The following is a 17,490-nucleotide window of genomic DNA, read 5'->3' on the forward strand; positions in this document are numbered from 1 at the left end:
GAGGCTTTCATCGCCGACTGGCGCGGGAGGCATCCCGGCGCACCCCTGTGGCCGGGGGCGCCGACAGCGTCGACGTCTACTGCGACGAGGGCCACTTCACCACTGAAGAGTCCCGCTGGGTGCTCGCCTCGGGCCGCAACGTCGGGCTGCTGCCGCGCATCCACGCCGGCATCTTCAGCCGCCGCGGCGCCGTCCAGCTGGCCGCCGAGCTCGGCTGCGCCTCCGCCGACGGGCTGCACCACATGTCCGACGAGGACATCGCGATCATGTCCCGCTACGGCGTGCCCGCCGTCGTCTGCCCGGCCACCGCCCTCCAGCGCGGCCATCTCCCGCCCGTCCGCCAGATGATCAAGCACGGCGTCCAGATCGCCCTCGGCAGCGACCACAACCCCGGCTACTGCGGCATCACCTCGATGTCCCTCGTCATCGCCATGGCGGTGTCGGCGTTCGGGATGAGCGTCAACGACGCCCTGCGCGCGGCCACCCTCGGCGGCGCCACCGTCCTGGGCGCTCCCGACCGCGGCGTCCTGGCTCCCGGCAGGCTCGCGGACATTGTGCAGTGGGACGCCGACCACGAGGGCGCCTTCGCCTGGTCCTTCGGCCTGAAGCCGCGGCGGGTGTGGCGGGGTGGGACGCCCGTTCAGTAGCTGGTCTCGGGTTATGCCGCCCTTGGTCGCCATCGTCACGGATTCGACGGCCTACCTGCCGCCCGTGCCGGGGGTCACGGTCGTGCCGGTACAGGTGATCGCTGGGGGTGTGTCGTACGACGAGCCCTCGTTCCGTGTGGGCGGCGCTCCATCCCACGAGCGTCCCTCAGGCTGGGCTGAGTCCTTCGGTGGGGCTGACTCCTCGGGCCGGGTCGAGCCTTCGGATCAGGTCCGTTCCTCGGGCCGGGTCGAGCCTCCGGGCGGCGGCTCCCGCGGCTCAAGCCCCTTCATCGGCGACCTCGCCTCCACCAGCACCTCCCGCCCTTCTCCGGAAAGCTTCGCCTCCTGCTACTCCTCCCTGGCGGCCGCAGGCGCGACCGGCATCGTTTCCGTCCACCTCTCCCGCGAGCTCTCCGGCACCGTCGAGTCCGCCCAGGCGGCCGCCGACCGGGCACCCGTACCAGTGGAAGTGATCGACAGCCGCTCGATCGCCATGGGCCTCGGCTACCCGGTCCTGGCCGCCGCCCGCGCCGCCGCGAGCGGCGCCTCCCTGGAGGCGGTGACCTCAGCCGTCCGACGCTGCATGGAAACCACTCAGACGTTCTTCTACGTCGACACCCTCGAATACCTGCGGCGCAGCGGCCGCATCGGCACGGCCGCCTCTCTCGTCGGCTCGGCCCTCATGATCAAGCCATTACTCCACATCGTGGACGGCCACATCTCACTCCTGGAGAAGGTCCGCACGTCGTCACGCGCCATCGCCCGCCTGGAGCACCTGGCCGTCCATGCGGCGGGCGAGGGGCCCGTGGAGGTCGCCGTACAGCACTTGGGAGCGAGGGAACGGGCCGAGGCGCTGGCAGAGCGCCTGCCGAAGCGACTGGCCGATCTGGTGGAACTGCGGGTGATGGAGGTCGGGGCGGTGATCGGCGCCCACGTGGGCCCCGGCATGCTCGGCCTCACGGTCACGTCGCGCGCCCTTTAGCGCGTGAGGTTCAGGCTCGCGTACGGGCCTTCAGCACCAAATCGCGTCGAGCCTTCGACTTCGCCTTCATCGACGCGGACAAGGCCAACTACCCTGCCTACTACGAGGAGATCGTCCCGCGGCTCCACTCCGGCGGCCTGCTCGTCCTCGACAATGTGTTCCTCGGCGGCAGAGTGCTCGACCCGGCCTTCCGGGCGGAGGACCATCAGTCGATGCGTCATGTGAACGAGGCCATCGCCCATGACGACCGGCTGGATTGCGTGATGCTGCCCGTCCGTGACGGCGTCACCCTGGCCCGAAGGCGTTGAACCGGCAAATGGTCTCGCCCTGCGGACCGGCTGATCAGTATCGCCCGCGCCACCACGTACCGCCGCCGAGTGCTGTTACTTCTCACCGACATTTCTGGCCACGCCGACCCTGAGCGCTGTCCAAATCAACCGACCAACACTGCTGCTCGTCACCGGCATGATCACCCTTCGGCCCTTCGAAGCCCGGCGGGCGCCCGGGTGAGATTCCCAGCGTTCGACCATCCCTGTCTCGTTGTCCACAGCGCCCTCGCTCATCTCCCGCCCCATCCCCAGAACGCGGTTCGGAACTGCGGCGATCGCTGCTGCGGACCTACGTTCTCTGCCGTGCGAACCCCCGACCCCACGGCAGAGCGGACCATAGCCGAGTCCCGGCTACGGTCGATCACCGCGCCTTCCCGCCGCTCCCGCCACCCTCTCGGCCGGCTCGCTGGTGGCGCGAGTGAGCCGGCGGAGACTCGGGCGAAAAGCCACGACGTTTCACCCAAGCCTCGGGGCAGAAGCCGCCAGGCGGGGTGGCCCTCACCCACCCCTCGGGAGGAAAGCGGCGAGGTGGGGTGGCCCTCATCCAGCCCTGAGCAGAGAGGCCACCAGGCTGAATGGCTCTCAAGCGCACCTCAGGAGAGAAGCCGCGAGGCTGGGCGGCCTCAAGAGGCAAGCCGTTGGGACCACGCCGCCGCGACCACATCCCCTGTAAGACACGGGAGGGATGACGCACCCACACCCCACGAAGGCTACGAACAGCGCCCAAACGCCTCGGCCCGCCCTCACCGAAAGAGCGAAGGGCCTGCCCCCGTACCACCGTCCTTCCAGGCATTCCGCGCAGCCCTCGCCGCCCACGCCCCGGCCCTCGACCCAGGCAAGCCCGGCCTTCGCGTCCTTCTGGCCGTGGGTGCTCTCGCTGCGGCCGTCGCGGCCTTCTTCCTCTGGCGCTCCCAGCCCTCCACCGAGCCCTTGCCAGTACCCACCCCGATGGCCGCACAGACAACCCCGCCACCGACCGCCTTGGCCAAGGTGACCGTCCACGTCACCGGCAAGATCCGCAAGCCCGGCGTCTACATTCTCCCCTCAGGCTCCCGAGTCACGGACGCCGTGACAGCAGCCGGAGGTGTGTCACGCGGCGCCTCCACTGGCTCACTCAACCTCGCCAGACGCCTCATCGACGGCGAGCAGATAGTCGTAGGCGCCGCTGCCGGCCAGGCAACCCCCGGCTCGCCCATCACGGACCCGGCCACCGCCATCCTCGACCTCAACTCCGCCACAACCGACCAACTCGAACAACTTCCAGGCGTGGGCGAGGTCCTGGCAGCCCGCATCACCGAGTTCCGCGACTCCCACGGCGGCTTCACCACCGTCGAGCAGCTACGCGAGGTGAGTGGAATAGGCCCACGAAAGTTCGACGAGGTCAAAGCGAGGGTCCGTGTCTGACATGGCAACCCCGCGCACCCATGACGCCCACCCAGCACGTACGAGCCTGGACAGCATCAACGTTCCACGCGACGGCGGCTGGGCTGACGACGGGAACGACAGGAATACCGGCGCAACCCGCACCGCCCAGGACGAAGGAATCCGCCGCACGGCCCTGGACAGCGGAACCCGCACCGCCCAGGACGAGGGAACCCGCCGCACGGCCCTGGACGACGCAACCCGCACCGCCCGGGGCAGCGGAAGCGGCGCCGACCAGGACAGTGGAACCCGTACCGACCAGGACAGCGGGCAGCGGGAGCACGCCTGGCCCCTCATCGTCCCCGCACTGGCCGCCTGGACCAGTTCTCTGATCCTGCTCGGCTGCTCAGCCCGCACAGGCCTGATCGTCGCCATCTCCGCAGTCCTGGCCGCGACGGCCGTAGCCTGGCACGCCAGGTCCGTACGGTGGCGCCTCCAGTCCGTGACCCGGCGAACGAGACTTGGGGACTGGGCAGCTTGGCTGGCTTACCGGCTCCCTTACATCGGGCAGTGGCTCCCAGGGATCGCGTACTGGGACCCACGGCACGTGTGTGAGAGCTCGCGGCCGCCCACCGACACAGACCGGCCCGCATGGGACTCGCCCTCCCCAAGCTCGCGGAAGTGGCGACGACCTTGGCCGGCACCTCTCGACCAGCTTGACCGGACCGAACGGCACACGAGCCCACCACCCCCATGGAAGGCAAGGCGACCACCTCACCTGGCTCCATGGCGCAACATCACCATTGCCACGCTCATCTGTGCCGCCGCGGCCTCGGCGTCGGTCGCCTTCCGAATCCACGCTCTGACCACCGGACCAGCAGCCGACCTGGCCAAGAAGAACGCCTCCATAAAGGCCCAGATCGCCCTAACCGACGACCCCAAACGGAGAGCAAACAGAAGCGGCCATTTCCACCAAGAGAGCTACGTGACCCCAGCCACCCTGGAGCTCATCCAAACGGCCGGCACCCGGCAGGCCGTCAACGTCCCCATCACCGTCTTCGCCGCCGGACACGACTGGAGCACCTTTCTCCCCAGCCAGCACCTCGAAGTCACCGGACGCCTAGCCAAACCGAACCCCGGCGACCTCGATGCAGCCATCCTCCTGGTGCAAGGTCCACCCCGAGTCCTGACACCCCCGTCCGGTCTCCAGACAGCGGCGGGCACCCTCAGGTCGGGCCTGCGAGCCGCCGCCGACGGCCTCCCCGCCGACCAGCGAGGCCTTCTGCCGGGCTTGGTCGTCGGTGATGTCTCACGTATGGATCCTCAGGTGGCATCCGACCTCAAGGAGGCCGGCCTGAGCCACTTGAACGCCGTAAGCGGTGCAAACCTCGCAATCGTGGCAGGCGCCGCCCTCGCCCTCTCCCGCTTCCTCGGCCTCTCCCTGCCCCTGAGAGCTGTCTTCGCCGCCATCGCGATGCTCGGGTTCGCCGTGGTCGCCCGCCCATCCCCGAGCGTCCTACGCGCTCTCCTCATGGGCCTGGCCGCCGCCATCGCGCTGGGCACCGGCCGCTCGAAGGACGGTCTGGCTGCCCTGTCGGCCACGGTCCTCCTCCTGGTGCTGTTCGCTCCCGAGCTAGCCCGCTCGTACGGCTTCGCCCTCTCGGCCGCGGCCACCGCAGGCATCCTCGTCCTCGCCCCACGCTGGCGCGACCGCTTGTCAGCCCCGGCAAAGGACAGCCGGTACCCGACAGCCGACCAATGGCCGGAAGGTGGTCGGTGCCTGGAAGACGGTCACTGCCGAGAAGGTGGCCAGCATCAGGGAGGTGGCCAGTGTCGGGGAGGTGGTTGGTGTCCGGAAGGCAGCCAGCGTCGGGAAGGGGAAGGTCGGCTGGGGCGCGAGGGTGATGTGTCATCGGATGACGGCGGTTCCAAGTGGGCGTGCCGACTGCCGCGTTGGATGGCCGAGGCTGTTGCCGTGCCGGTGGCCGCCCAGGTGGCGGTGACGCCCGTTCTCGTGCTGATGTCGGGACAACTGACCCCCGTCGCGGTGGTCGCCAACCTGCTCGTGGCTCCGGCGGTGGCGCCTGCGACGTTGCTCGGGTTCGGCGCCGCTCTGGTGGCGCCCATATGGCCCGAGGGTGCCAGGCTTCTGGTGATTCCGGCTGGTTACGCGGTCGGATGGATCGTCACGGTGGCCCGCTGGGCGGTCAACCTGCCTTTCGCCACTGTGCCGTGGCCTGGTGGGCTTCCCGGATTGGGGCTGCTCCTGGTCGCGGTGGCGGTCGCGATCCCGATCCTCCGGCGGCGGGCCTGGAGGGCGGTGGCGCTGACGGCGGCCGGTGCCGCATTGGTGGCGGTGCTGGTGATCCGGCCCATAGCCGGTTCTTGGCCGCCCAAGGGCTGGCTGATGGTGATGTGCGATGTCGGCCAGGGGGACGGTCTTGTGGTGGCGGCGGGACCGGGACGAGGCGTCGTGGTCGACACCGGACCCGATCCGATCGTCATGGACCGGTGTCTGCGCAGGCTGGGCGTTGACGACGTACCCCTGCTCATCCTCACCCACCCGCATGCCGACCACGTGGACGGCCTCCCGGGCGTGCTCAGGAACCGGCGCGTCGGAGCCGTGGTCGTCAGCCCGCAACGGACAAGCGCCGCCCGAGCCGGCGCGCACATTTCGGCCACACTCGCACACCACCACATACCGGAATGGACGGCCTCGCCCGGGACCCGTTGGCGATTCGGCCCGTCCGAGCTGTCCGTGCTCGCCCCCGACCCCGCTCAGAGCGAGACGAACGGGCTGGGTGAGGGCAGCGCGATCAACAACTCCAGCGTGGTCGTCCACGTACGCTGGCGGTCCGGCTCGATCCTGCTGTGCGGCGACCTGGAGACGGAGGCGCAGGAGGAGCTGCTGCGGCGGGTTGCGGTGCGGGCTGACATCCTCAAGACCCCGCACCACGGATCGAACCGGCAGTCCCCGGCCTTCCTGTCGGCTGTCGGCGCGCGGGCCGCGTTGATCAGTGTGGGGGCCGAGAACGACTACGGCCATCCGGCCCCGTCCACTCTGGCACTCCTGCACCGGCTCGGGGCCAGTGTCTACCGGACTGACAAGTCCGGCGATCTCGCCGTCGTGGAGCGGGAAGGAGAGATGGCCATGGTTCCGCGCGGTCCCTAGGCCAACCAGAGCCTCGTGCCCTCCGACCATTGAGGTGGCGGACCTTGCCGAGGTTGTCGGCCGTCTCGCGCATCGCGGGGTTGGTGCGGGCGGCCTGGCGTACCGCCTCGTCCGGGAGGATCTCAGAGGGCACCCGGTGAGCGGCCTCGCCCAGGCGCCGGCGGAGGATCAGGGCGATGTCGTGCACGGACAGGGCGTCCCCTGCGGATGCCAGGAAGCGCTGCCCGGCCGCGTCCGGGCTCGTCATCACGCGCAGGTGGAGGTCGGCGGCGTCGCGTACGTCCACGACCGCGAAGGAGAGGCGTGGGGTGCCGGGCATGTCGCCGTTCATCAGCATTTTGAGCATGTTGATTGACGCGGCGTGGTCCGGGCCCAGCACCGGGCCGAAGATGCCTACGGGATTGACCACCGACAGCTCCATGAGTCCGCCCTCGCGGGCCATGAAGTCCCAGGCGGCACGTTCCGCCAGGGTCTTGGATTTGATGTACGGGGATACGCCGCCGTCGATGTTCGTCCAGTCGTCCTCGGTGAACGGGCGGTCCGTGTCGGGATGGCCGTAGCCGATGGCGGCGAAGGAGGAGGTGATCACTACCCGGCGCACCTGCGCGTCTCTCGCGGCGCGCAGCACGCGCAGGGTCCCCTCCCGCGCGGGCGCGATCAGGTCGTCCTCGTTCTCCGGCTGGCTCGGAGGGAAGGGCGAGGCGACGTGCAGGACGTAGTCGCAGCCGGCGACGGCCTGCGGCCAGCCGTCGTCCGAGGTCAGATCGGCGGTGACGAAGCTCAGCACGTCTCCGGCCGGTACGCCTACCCGCTCGATGTCCTGGCGGATCCTGCCCTCCCGTTCCGGGGTACGGACTGAGGTGCGTACGCGATATCCGGCCTGAAGGGCCTGGGCGATGCAGCGGGTGGCGAGGAAGCCGGAGCCGCCCGTCACCAGCACTGTTTTGGGGTTCATGTTGTCCTTTACGTGGATTTTGGGCATGGCGCAGCAGGCGCCCGCACCGGTGCGCGGGTGCCTAGGCCGTGAGGTCAGATCAGGTGATGAGGTGGGCCAGCAGGTCCAGCCGCTCGCGGGTGTCGCTCCCCGCCGGGGCGTGATACGTGACGAGCATCTGGCCGGGCGCCTCGGGCAAGGCGAACAACACCCAGGAGCCGGCCCGTTGATCTTCGAGTACCAGGTTGTCGGTGGCGCATGGCATGCTGCCTGACATGGCGGGAACCGATCCAGCACCTGTGACCCTGGTCCTCGGCGATGAGGAGCTGCTGGCCGAGCGGGCGGTGAGTGGTGTCGTCGCGGCGGCCCGGTCCGTTGATCCGGGGGCCGATACGCATGACCTCGTGGGTGGGAAGGTCGGGGTCGGGGAGCTGACGCAGCTGACTTCGCCGTCGCTCTTCGGCGATCGGTCCGTGGTGGTGATCCGATCGGCGCAGGATCTGGCGAAGGATGTCATCGCCGAGATCGTCACCTACGCCAAGCAGCCGTCCGACGACACCGTGCTCGTTCTGGCGCACCCGGGCGGGGTGAAGGGGAAGGCGCTGGTCGACGGGGTGAAGAAGGCCGGAGCCAAGGTGATCACGGTCAACAAGGTCACCAAGGCGGGGGAGCGGCTGGACTTCATCAAGGGCGAGTTCAAGCGGGCCGGGCGGGGCATTTCCGGTGACGCGGCTCAGGCGTTGCTCGACGCCGTCGGCAACGACCTGCGGGAGCTGGCGGCGGCGTGCAATCAGCTGGTGTTCGACACGGAGGACAAGACGATCGGCGCGGCCGCCGTGGCTCGCTACCACAAGGGCCGGGCCGAGGTGACCGGCTTCAACGTGGCGGACTCCGCTGTCGAGGGGCGCTTGGCCGACGCTCTGGAGCAGTTGAGGTGGGCTCTCGGCACCGGGGTCGCTCCCGTCTTGCTGGTGAGTGCGCTGGCCGGTGGGCTGCGGTCGCTGGCCAAGGTCGGCAGCGCGCCGCGCAACCTTCGGGGCGGGCAGCTGGCCGGCCATGTCGGCATGCCGCCGTGGAAGGTCGATCGGGTCAAGCGGCAGCTGAACGGGTGGGGGCCCGAGGGACTGTCCAAGGCCATCCAGGCCGTTGCCAGCGCGGATGAGCAGGTCAAGGGTGGGGGAGCGGACCCGGCCTACGCGTTGGAGCACGCAGTGCAGGTCATCGTCGCCTGCCGTACAGGGCGGTAGTGGGTGGCCCTTGCGTGTTGTGGGCGCCGGGGTCTGGCGTTGGGTACGGGGTCAGCCTTCGGGCACGGGGTCTGGCGTTGGGTACGGGGTCAGTGCGTGTGGCGGAGGGGGCGGAAGAAGGTCGTCAACTCCCCATGCATGAGCTCTGGCTCCTCCAGCGCCAGGAAGTGTCCGCCACGTCCGGGTTCGTTCCAGTGGCGGAGGTCGGTGCAGGATCGCTCGGCGATCGAGCGAGGGATGCCGGACATGACCGGTTCGTGGCTGAGCGTGATGGCCGTCGGCACCGTGATCGGCGGGCGAGGGGTGTTGTGCTCCCAGTCGTAGTACTGCCTGAACGATGTGCCGATCGAGCCGGTCGCCCAATACAGCGTCAGGATCGTGAGCAGAGTGTCGCGGTCGAAGCGCGACTCCACGTCGCCGTGACAGTCGCTCCAGTCCCGATATTTGTCGACTATCCACGCAGCCAGTCCGGCGGGTGAGTCGATCAGGGCGGCGGCGATGGTGTCGGGTCGTGTTCCCATGATTGCGCTGTAGCCGCCGTCGAGCTCGTCGTACGCCTCCTCCGCCGCCACGAACGCCTGCTCCTCCGCCGACATCGGCGGCTCCTCCAGCGAGGCGGGGAACGGCGGATGGATCAGGTGGATCCCGGCCACCTGCTCGGGATAGAGCGCGCCGAGCCACTGGATGGCCGCTCCGCCGATGTCGCCTCCGAAGGCGGCGTACCGCTCGTACCCCAGGGTCTCGGTCATCAGCGTGTGCAGCGTACGTGCCATCGCGGCGCGCGTGAGCGGCTCCGCCGGCAGGTCGGAGTAGAGGAAGCCCGGCATGGACGGGATCACCACGTCGAACGCGTCGGCCGGGTCGCCGCCGTGGCGGGCGGGGTCGGCCAGGCGTGCCGCCAGGGGGAGCATCTCCAGGAAGCTGCTCGGCCATCCGTGGCAGAGGAGGATGGGCATGGGCGCGGGGCCCGCCCCGGGGATCCGTACGAAATGCATCCCCCGCTCCCGGTAGTGCGGCAGCGCGTTGAGCTCGACCTCCCGGCCGCGATAGTCGAACCCTTCCGCCCAGTACGCCACGAGTTCCCGCAGGTACGTGGGGTCGGCGCCGGCCTGCCACGGCTTCGCGCCGGTGCGATCGGTGAACCTGGTGGCACGTAAGCGGGCCAGGAGGTCGTCCAGCACGTCGCCGGGCACCTCGATCCGGAAGGGTGATTGGCCCACGTGTTCCCTCCGATCAGCGGAAATTCCCCACTGGTTTACCACCGGTGGGCCGGGCCACTCAATCGGATTACCGGCGCGGCGCCGCTGAGGTCAGTGGCTGGTTTCCGTCTTCACCAGGAGCTGCTTGAGCAGGCCGTCCAGGATGGCCCGGTCTGCGGGCGGGAGGGCGTTCACCAGGTCGGCCTCCACCTCCGCCCGGATCGTCATCGCGTCCATCCAGAGGTCGTGGCCCTTGGGGGTGAGCTCGACGTCCACCCGCCGGCGGTCCTCCGTGCTGCGCACTCGCCGTACCAGCCCTGACCGCTCCAGCGTGTCCAGCCGGCCCGTCATCCCGGCCGGGGACAGGAGGAGGTCGGTGGCCAGCTCGGACGGCGTCGCCGAGCCGTCGCGCGCCACCAGCCGGTGCAGCGTCTCGAACTCGAAGTCCTGCATCCCCACCTCCCTCAGCGCCGCCTCCTTGGTGTGGGCCAGGTGCTTCACGAGGACCTGCAGCCGCGTCACGATCGCCTCCACCCGCTCGTCGAACGGGGCCTTGCCGCGCCAGCGGGCCAGGTGGCGATCGACCGAGTCCTCCATGCCCCGGATCATACGGCAGCAAGTATTTTGTTGACGAAACATTCGCCAGCGAAATATCTTAAGCACTCGTGACCACACGACTCCTGATCGGGCGATGCCTGTCCGCGCTGGCCACCGCGCTCATCCCCACCACCCTGACCCTGGCGGTCCTGCGGGCGACCGGGGACGGCGGGGCGCTGGGCATCGTGCTGGCGAGCGAGATGGTTCCGCTCCTGCTGTTCCTCCCCGTGGGCGGGGTGCTGGCCGACCGGATCCGGCCCGAACGGGTCGCGCTGCTCGCCGACCTGACCCGGTGCCTGTCGCAGGCCGCCATCGCCGCCGAGCTGCTGCTCGGTGTGAACCGCCTCCTAGATCTGGCGCTGCTGTCAGCCGTGGCGGGGGTCGCCATCGCGTTCGGCAGCCCGGCCGTGCCGAGGCTGGTGGTCGCGGTGGTGCCGGGCCAGGACAGATTGCGGATGAACGCCCGTATCGGCGTGGCGACGAGCCTGTCCGCGGTCGTCGCTCCGGCGCTGGCCGGGACGGTCACGCTGGCCGCCGGTCCCGGCTGGGCGGCCGCGCTCACTGCGGCGCTGTTCGCCTGCTCGGCGCTGACCCTCGGCGGGATCCGCACGCCCTCTGCGCCTCATGCCAAAACCGTCTCCTCCTTCCGCAGGGACGTGGCCGAGGGGTGGCGCGAGGTCAGGGCACGCCGATGGTTCCTGGTCTGCACTCTCGGGCACGGCGTGTGGCACTTCATGGCCGGCTTGTTCCTGACGCTCGGCCCGGTGACGGCCGTGCGCGAGCTCGGGGGCGAGGTGAGCTGGACGTTGATCGTGCAGAGCGGCACGGTCGGCTTGGTCCTCGGCGTGTTCGCCGCTCCTAGGCTGCCCATACGCAGGCCGCTGATGGTGGTGCAGGCCGGCGCCGCGTGCTACCTGCTGCCCATGGTGGCCCTGGCCGTGACCGCGCCGGCTGCGGTGATGGCGGGCGCGTACTTCGTGGCGATGTTCGGGCTGGGGCTGCTCAGCCCGCTGTGGGAGACGGTGGTGGCCAATGAGATCCCGGAGAACGCACTGGGGCGGGTGCGGTCGTTCGACCAGCTCATCTCGTTCGCGTCGCGGCCGTTCGGGCTGGCGGTGGCGGCTCCGCTGGCCGGCGTCACCGGGGTGACGGCGCTGGCCCTGACCGGAGGCGTGCTGGTCGCCGCCGCGAATCTCGCCGCGATCCTCCCGTCGGCACGTTCCCGCGAAACCGAGCGGTGGGAAGTCAGGAGGTCGCGCAGCGGCGGCGTCAGGTGAGCGCCGCCTCCCGTACGACGCCGTCGCTGATCTCCAACACCCGGTCGGCCAGCGTCATCAGGCTGGGATCATGGGTGGCCACCAGGGCCGTGACCCCCTCACTCCGTACGACCGCCCGCAGCAGCTCCATGATCTGCCGCCCGGTCTGTGAGTCCAGCTGCCCCGTGGGCTCGTCGGCGACGAGGAGCCGGGGCCGGTTCGCCAGCGACCGGGCGATGGCCACCCGCTGCCGCTGCCCCCCGGACAGTTCGTACGGCCGCTGGTTGACGTGCTGCTCCAACCCCACCAGAGCCAGCAGCAGACGGATGCGAGCCTCCCGCTCCACCACCGGCATCCGCAGCAGCCGCATCGGCACCCCCACGTTCTCCGCCGCCGACAGCACCGGGATCAGCCCGAACGACTGGAACACGAACCCCACCACGTCCCGCCGCAAGGCCAGCAGGGCGTCCTCGGACATGGCGGTGACCTCGTGCCCGTCGACCACCACCCGCCCGGCATCCGGTCTGTCCAGGCCGCCGATCTGGTTGAGCAGGGTCGTCTTCCCGGACCCCGACCGCCCGCGCACGGCGACGAGCTCCCCGGGAAACACCGAGAAGGACACGTCCCGCAGCGCCACGACCTCCTTGGGCCCGCTTCGGTAGACCTTGCGCAGCCCTTCCACCACGACCAGGGGCGAATCAGTCATCAGAGGACTCCTCCCGTGCGGGCCACACGCCGATGTGGTCGGATTCGAGCTCGAGGCGGACTCGCCGCTCCATCTGGAGGGCGTTCATGAAGTCGCGAGGCAGCTGCAGCCGCCCCACCCGGTCCAGCACCGCGTACTCCTCGGCGACGATCTCCCCCTCGGCGCCCTCGCGCCGCAGCGTCTCGCTGCTGGTACGTCCGTCGCGAATGCCCACCGTACGGTCCACCTGCTCCGCCACCAGCGGGTCGTGCGTCACGACGACCACGGTCACCCCCAGCTCCCTGTTGGCCTTACGGAGCGCGTCGAAGACCTGCTCCGACGTCTCACTGTCCAGCTCGCCGGTGGGCTCGTCCGCCAGGATGAGCTGCGGGGAGTTGGCGAGCGCCACGGCGATGGCCACCCGCTGCTGCTCGCCGCCCGACATTTCGGGAATCTTGCGGTTGGCGCAGTAGCCGACCCCGAGCAGCTCCAGCAGCTCGAGAGCCTGCCCCCCGCGCCGCCCGGCGAGCTTCATCGGCAGCTCGACGTTCTCGCGAGCGGAGAGGTACGGCAGCAGGTTCCGCGCGGTCTGCTGCCAGATGAAGCCCACCACGGACCGCCGGTACCGCAGCCGGTCGCGAGCGCTCATCGACAGCAGGTCCATCCCCGCCACCCTCGCCACCCCGGCCGTCGGCACGTCCAGCCCGGACAGCACGTTGAGCAGCGTCGACTTGCCCGACCCCGACGCGCCGACGATGGCCACCAGCTCGCCCTTGTCGATCACCAGGTCGAGCCCCTGCAGGGCGACGACCTCGACGCCCTCGGTCTTGTAGATGCGCACCAGGTTGTCGCACACGATGTGCGCGTCGCCGCCGAACGCGGCCTTCTCCCGGGTGGCCCTGGCTTCCAGCTCGGACAGGGTCGGGTTCATGTGAGGTCCCCCACTCGCAGGACGGCGCCGAGGTTGCGGCGGCGGCTGATGGCGGTGTGCGCGTACGCGCCGAGCACGGCGACGGCGGCGAGCCCGGCCGCCAGCGCAAGAGGTGTGAGCAGATCGAGCGAGTAGTCGCCGACGGGCAGGTCACCGGCGTACGACGACAGGTCCACGGCGGGCCCGAGCGCGAACGGCAAGAAGAGGCCCAGGCCGAGCCCGACCAGGGCGGTGACGAGGATCATGGGCAGGATCTCCAGCACGGTCAGCCGCTGCGCCTGACGGTCCGACAGCCCGAGCGTACGCAGGAACGACACCGCCCGCGCCCGCTCGGCGGCGCCGATGACAAGGGACAGCACGACCGCGACCAGCGCGTACGAGCCCAGCGCCACCGTCACCACGACCAGCGCCCAGCGCACGGCACGGGTGAGCGGATCGTCCCGGATGGCGCTCAACGCCCGCTCCTGCGACTCCACGGTCGCCGACGGGACCAGCCGCGTCAGCGAATCGAGAGACACGTCCCCCTTGATCAGCAAGGTGTTCACGGCAGGCCGGGTCAGCACGCCCAGGGGCACGACGATGAACTTCCCCTTGGTGTAGAAACCGGGCACCGAGTCGATCACGCCCCGCGTCGCGAGCTTGACCCGCGACTGCCAGCCGATCTCGAACGTTCCCCGCCCCTGAAGTTCGGGAGAGACCAGCGCGCCATCGGACAGAGCGGGCAGGCTCACGGGAGCGCCGTCCAGGATGCGGCGCCACTGCGCCACGTCGACCGCGATGGCCTCCGCCCGCTCGGCGCTGTAACCGACCTGTACCCGCCCCGTCTGCGCGATCACCACCTGCTCCACCCCGGCCAGCCCGCGCACCTTCGAGATCGTGGCGGCGGGGATCTCGATGTCCGACGTCAGCTTGATCGGCGCGCCCACCTGCTGCCAGGACGCCAGCCGCTGCGTGCTCGCGATCCCGTCGGAGATCACCGCCGCGAACACCGACACGCCCAGCGCGGGCAGCAGGATCAGTACCGGCAGTACGCTGGCGGAGCGCGCCCTGGCCGCCCTGGTCAGGCCCAGGAACGGCACGGCCGCCCGCCCGCGCGCGGCCAGCCGTACGAACAGCCGCAAGGGGTACGGGTAGCAGCGCAAGGTGATCAAGGCGGCCGCCAGCGTCAGCCCGACCGGCACCAGGAGCAGGAACGGATCGCCTCCCCTCAGCCCGCGGGCCCGCAGCAGGTAAGCCCCCGCCAGCGCGAGCGCCACGACCAGCACCTCGAGCGTGACCCGGCGAGCCGAGATCCGCGTGGCGGCCACGTCGTCGCGGCGCTCGTGCAACGCGGTCCGGTGTGTGCGGGCCACCTGGGCGGCGGCGAATCCGACGGCCACCAGGACCACGACGGCCGGCCCCAGGTGCACGATCGGCAGCACAGGGCCAGGCACAAGGTAGGACAATCCATATCCGGCCAGACCGGCGGGCATCGCCGCGGCCCCGGTCACCGCGGCCGCGGCCCCGGCCACCTGCCGCAGCGACCCGCCGCGCGCCCGGGCCAAGGTCAGCGTGTGATCGAGGCGGTCGGTCAGCAGCAGCACGGTCAGCGCGATCACGCCGAGCGCCACCGCCAGCAGCCCGCCGAGCCCCAGGTACATCACGGTCTGCGCGGTGGCCAGCGCGGCGAGGAAGTCGCCGAGCAGCTTGGGCAGCCCGGTGTCCACGTGGTACGGGCTGCCCGTGGACTGCAGCGCGACCACCCGCGCGAACTCGGTGACCGCCGCGTCGACGTCGGGCGCGGCCAGCGCGCTCGCCCCTCGGGCGTCGATCGGCAGGATCCAGTTGTAGGACAGGTTGCGCCCCTCGCCGCTGAGCGCGGTCAGCCCCTCGTCGGAGATGAGGGTCGTGATGTGCTTCTCGAAGTCCAGCGCGCCCGGCGGCTGGATCTTGGTGACCTGCAGGATGTCGAGGTTGTGGCTCCAGTAACGAGCTCCGGGGTTCCTGGCCTTGAAGGCGCCGACGATCTTCACGGCGACGTAGTCGTTCTCGCCGAGCATCTTCGTCTGGCCCACCCGGAGGTCCATCTCGCGCAGGGCGTCCTCCACGACGCCCACCTCGAACACCGGGATCGTCGCGCCCTCGTACCGCATGGTGGAGGGCTTGCCGGGCGCCCGCCCCTGGACCCAGTCCACGCGCTGGTCCGCGTCCGAGAGCCAGCCCAGGTTGATGAACGTCTGGCCGCCGGTCCCGGTGACAGGCGTGAGGGTGGTCTTGGCGCTCATGTGGCCGGCGGCGGTCACCAGCGGCCGCAGCGCCGCCGGCAGGATCTCGCGCCAGCGGCGGTCGCGGAGGTCGAACTGGCCGCGTTCGTGCAGGTCCTCCTCCGGCGAGCGCGACTCCACACTCACCGTCAGGTCGGCCTGCCACGCGGGGGCGGCGCCCAGTGAGCGGCGCAGCGCCTCATCGAACGACGCCTGCGTCGCCCTGGGCAGGCCCGCGACCAGCAGGCAGGCGCTCAGCGCCAGCACGAAGAGCACGGCCAGCGTGCCCAGGTGCACGCGGGCGAGCAGGGCGATCCTCACCGTTCCTCCACGAGTTGCCCACCCTGTCCACGTCGCCCGCGCAGGTTTCGGGCCAGCCCGGCCACGATGGCGAACAGCACGGCTGCCACCAGCACCAGCATCCCCGCGGTGGCGCCCCACGGGATGTCGAGCACCACGCCCGGAGTGACCGCCGCGGCCTGCCCGGTCAGCACGATGTGCGGCACCACCAGCACGCCGACGACCACGGCGAGCCCGGTGCCGGCGGCCAGCGACAGCCCGATGACGAACGCCTGCTCGATCGCCAGCAGCCCGAACACCTGCCTCGAGCTCACCCCGAGCGCCCGCAGGATCACGAACTCGCCCATGCGCTCCCGCGCCGCGACGGCCGCGTTCACCACGAACCCGAGCGCCGCGAACACCAGCGCTGCCACGAACCCGAGCATCAGCGCCCCCTGCAGCCCGCTGGCCAGGGGGTCGTCCTGCAGCTCGGCCGCCAGCTGCCGCTGGTCGAGCGCGGTCACGTCCCACTCGGGCCGGGCCTTGAGCGCCTTCACCGCGGGCGAGGTGTCGTCCGCCGCGAGCCACCATTCGGTGGCGGGCCTGGGCAGCTGCGCCGCGGCCAGTTCGTACGCCTGCAGCGTCCCCCAGTCCGCGAGCACGGCCTTCTGCCCCGCGGTGGTCGTCGGCATGCTCTCCACGACGGCCACCACCTTGATCTGGAGCACCCTGCGGTCGATGCTGGCCGGCCCGGCCTGCCCGGCGGACAGCTTGAGCGAGGCGGCCAGGTCGGCGGTGAGCACCACGGGCAGCGGGCCTGGCCCAGGCATCGGTGCGAAGGCGGCCACCGCGCTCCGCGTCACCTTCATGGACAGCGGAGGGGCCGTCAGCGCGCGGCCGTCGGCGCTGAGGCCGGTCAGGGTCAGGTTCGCGGTGCCCTGCGGTGAGGTCGCGACGAGGCCGCGCAGCGACAGCGGGTACGTGATCTTCCCGGTGTGCCCGGCCAGCGTCCGGAGGTCGAGGTCGATCCGGTTCTCGCCCTTCCGCAGCACGCCGAGCGACAGGTCACGCCACACGCCCAGCGCGTCGGAGAGCACCAGCCGCACCGCCAGGTCCGCGTCGACCTTGGCCCGGAGGGTGATCGTGGATGGCTGACCTGGAATGTCCAGCTTGCCTGCCTGTTCTCCCACCAGCGCGCGTGACATCTCGCCCACCGGCTGCGGCGACAGGTCAGGACGCAGGTGGAACAGCGTGCCGAGCTTGGTCGCGTCCACGCCGAGCAGCAGCGCGCTCTCCCCGCTCACCTCGGTCTGGCCGCGGAAGCCCGGCGAGTACGCCGTGACGCCCGGCAGCGCCGTGAACGCCGTCCCGCGCCCGAGCGCCCCCAGCTCCGGCCCGTCCGGCGGCCCCGACAGCCGCAGGTCGGCCCCGGCCTGGTGGCGGGCCTGGTCGAGTTGCGAGGCCCGCCAGGTGGCCGCGGTGGCCATGGACACGATGCCGATCGCGATGGCCATGGTCAGCAGCAGGGCGGGGCCCGCGTACTTGAGCGGCCGCCTGCTCACCTGCCACGCCCCCAGCGCCGGGGCGAGCGTGGGCCGCCTGGAGGTCAGCCGCTCGGCCAGCTTCG

Annotated in this window: 13 protein-coding genes and 2 pseudogenes; 7 read left to right on the forward strand and 8 right to left on the reverse strand. The window is 70.7% G+C overall.

The window, feature by feature from the left end; all coding sequences use genetic code 11:
* From AB0J09_RS31610 to AB0J09_RS31630, 5 genes and pseudogenes are all read left to right on the forward strand, one after another.
* A partial coding sequence (locus AB0J09_RS31610) for an amidohydrolase family protein (RefSeq protein WP_360698896.1) occupies positions 1 to 647 on the forward strand: 647 nt, incomplete at its 5' end.
* A 13-nt stretch (positions 648 to 660) separates the two neighbouring features.
* Entirely contained in the window at positions 661 to 1,629 is a 969-nt protein-coding gene (locus AB0J09_RS31615; RefSeq protein ID WP_360698898.1) for a DegV family protein, read from the forward strand.
* Positions 1,630 to 1,679: 50 nt separating this feature from the next.
* Positions 1,680 to 1,937: pseudogene (locus tag AB0J09_RS31620) on the forward strand (SAM-dependent methyltransferase); the annotation flags it as partial.
* An 885-nt stretch (positions 1,938 to 2,822) separates the two neighbouring features.
* The gene (locus AB0J09_RS31625) at positions 2,823 to 3,362 is read left to right on the forward strand and encodes a ComEA family DNA-binding protein (RefSeq protein WP_360698900.1); all 540 of its coding nucleotides are present in this window, start codon (positions 2,823 to 2,825) and stop codon (positions 3,360 to 3,362) included.
* 1 nt (position 3,363) lies between these two features.
* Positions 3,364 to 6,492, forward strand: coding sequence for a ComEC/Rec2 family competence protein (locus AB0J09_RS31630; protein WP_360698917.1), 3,129 nt, complete (start codon positions 3,364 to 3,366; stop codon positions 6,490 to 6,492).
* Positions 6,493 to 6,727: 235 nt separating this feature from the next.
* On the opposite strand, the pseudogene AB0J09_RS31635 reads toward AB0J09_RS31630, so the two are convergent.
* Positions 6,728 to 7,474, reverse strand: a pseudogene (locus AB0J09_RS31635) (aldehyde reductase); the annotation flags it as partial.
* Between the two features lie 52 nt (positions 7,475 to 7,526).
* Positions 7,527 to 7,703, reverse strand: coding sequence for a hypothetical protein (locus tag AB0J09_RS31640; protein WP_360698902.1), 177 nt, complete (start codon positions 7,701 to 7,703; stop codon positions 7,527 to 7,529).
* Between AB0J09_RS31640 and holA the strand changes: the two genes are divergently transcribed.
* Positions 7,702 to 8,673: a DNA polymerase III subunit delta gene (holA, locus tag AB0J09_RS31645; RefSeq protein ID WP_360698904.1), complete on the forward strand. Its 972-nt coding sequence runs from the start codon at positions 7,702 to 7,704 to the stop codon at positions 8,671 to 8,673. The genes AB0J09_RS31640 and holA overlap by 2 nt on opposite strands.
* Positions 8,674 to 8,762: 89 nt before the next feature.
* On the opposite strand, the gene AB0J09_RS31650 is transcribed toward holA, so the two are convergent.
* On the reverse strand, positions 8,763 to 9,893 hold the full coding sequence (locus tag AB0J09_RS31650) for an epoxide hydrolase family protein (protein WP_360698906.1): 1,131 nt from the start codon (positions 9,891 to 9,893) through the stop codon (positions 8,763 to 8,765).
* A 90-nt stretch (positions 9,894 to 9,983) separates the two neighbouring features.
* Entirely contained in the window at positions 9,984 to 10,469 is a 486-nt protein-coding gene (locus tag AB0J09_RS31655; protein WP_360698907.1) for a MarR family transcriptional regulator, read from the reverse strand.
* 68 nt (positions 10,470 to 10,537) lie between these two features.
* Between AB0J09_RS31655 and AB0J09_RS31660 the strand changes: the two genes are divergently transcribed.
* Positions 10,538 to 11,746 carry an MFS transporter gene (locus AB0J09_RS31660; RefSeq protein ID WP_360698908.1) on the forward strand — a complete coding sequence of 403 codons (1,209 nt, stop codon included), beginning with the start codon at positions 10,538 to 10,540 and terminating at the stop codon, positions 11,744 to 11,746.
* On the opposite strand, the gene AB0J09_RS31665 is transcribed toward AB0J09_RS31660, so the two are convergent.
* From AB0J09_RS31665 to AB0J09_RS31680, 4 genes are all read right to left on the reverse strand, one after another.
* On the reverse strand, positions 11,739 to 12,431 hold the full coding sequence (locus AB0J09_RS31665) for an ABC transporter ATP-binding protein (protein ID WP_360698910.1): 693 nt from the start codon (positions 12,429 to 12,431) through the stop codon (positions 11,739 to 11,741). The two genes, AB0J09_RS31660 and AB0J09_RS31665, sit on opposite strands and share 8 nt — an antisense overlap.
* A complete protein-coding gene (locus AB0J09_RS31670; protein WP_360698912.1) occupies positions 12,424 to 13,341 on the reverse strand; it encodes an ABC transporter ATP-binding protein in 918 nt (305 codons plus the stop codon). Before AB0J09_RS31670 ends, AB0J09_RS31665 begins: the two co-directional genes overlap by 8 nt.
* Positions 13,338 to 15,905, reverse strand: coding sequence for an FtsX-like permease family protein (locus AB0J09_RS31675; RefSeq protein WP_360698913.1), 2,568 nt, complete (start codon positions 15,903 to 15,905; stop codon positions 13,338 to 13,340). Before AB0J09_RS31675 ends, AB0J09_RS31670 begins: the two co-directional genes overlap by 4 nt.
* On the reverse strand, positions 15,902 to 17,490 hold a 1,589-nt coding region (locus tag AB0J09_RS31680; protein ID WP_360698915.1), incomplete at its 5' end, for an ABC transporter permease. The genes AB0J09_RS31680 and AB0J09_RS31675, both read right to left, overlap by 4 nt.

It is taken from the genome of Nonomuraea sp. NPDC049784 (assembly GCF_040659615.1).
Classification (GTDB): domain Bacteria; phylum Actinomycetota; class Actinomycetes; order Streptosporangiales; family Streptosporangiaceae; genus Nonomuraea.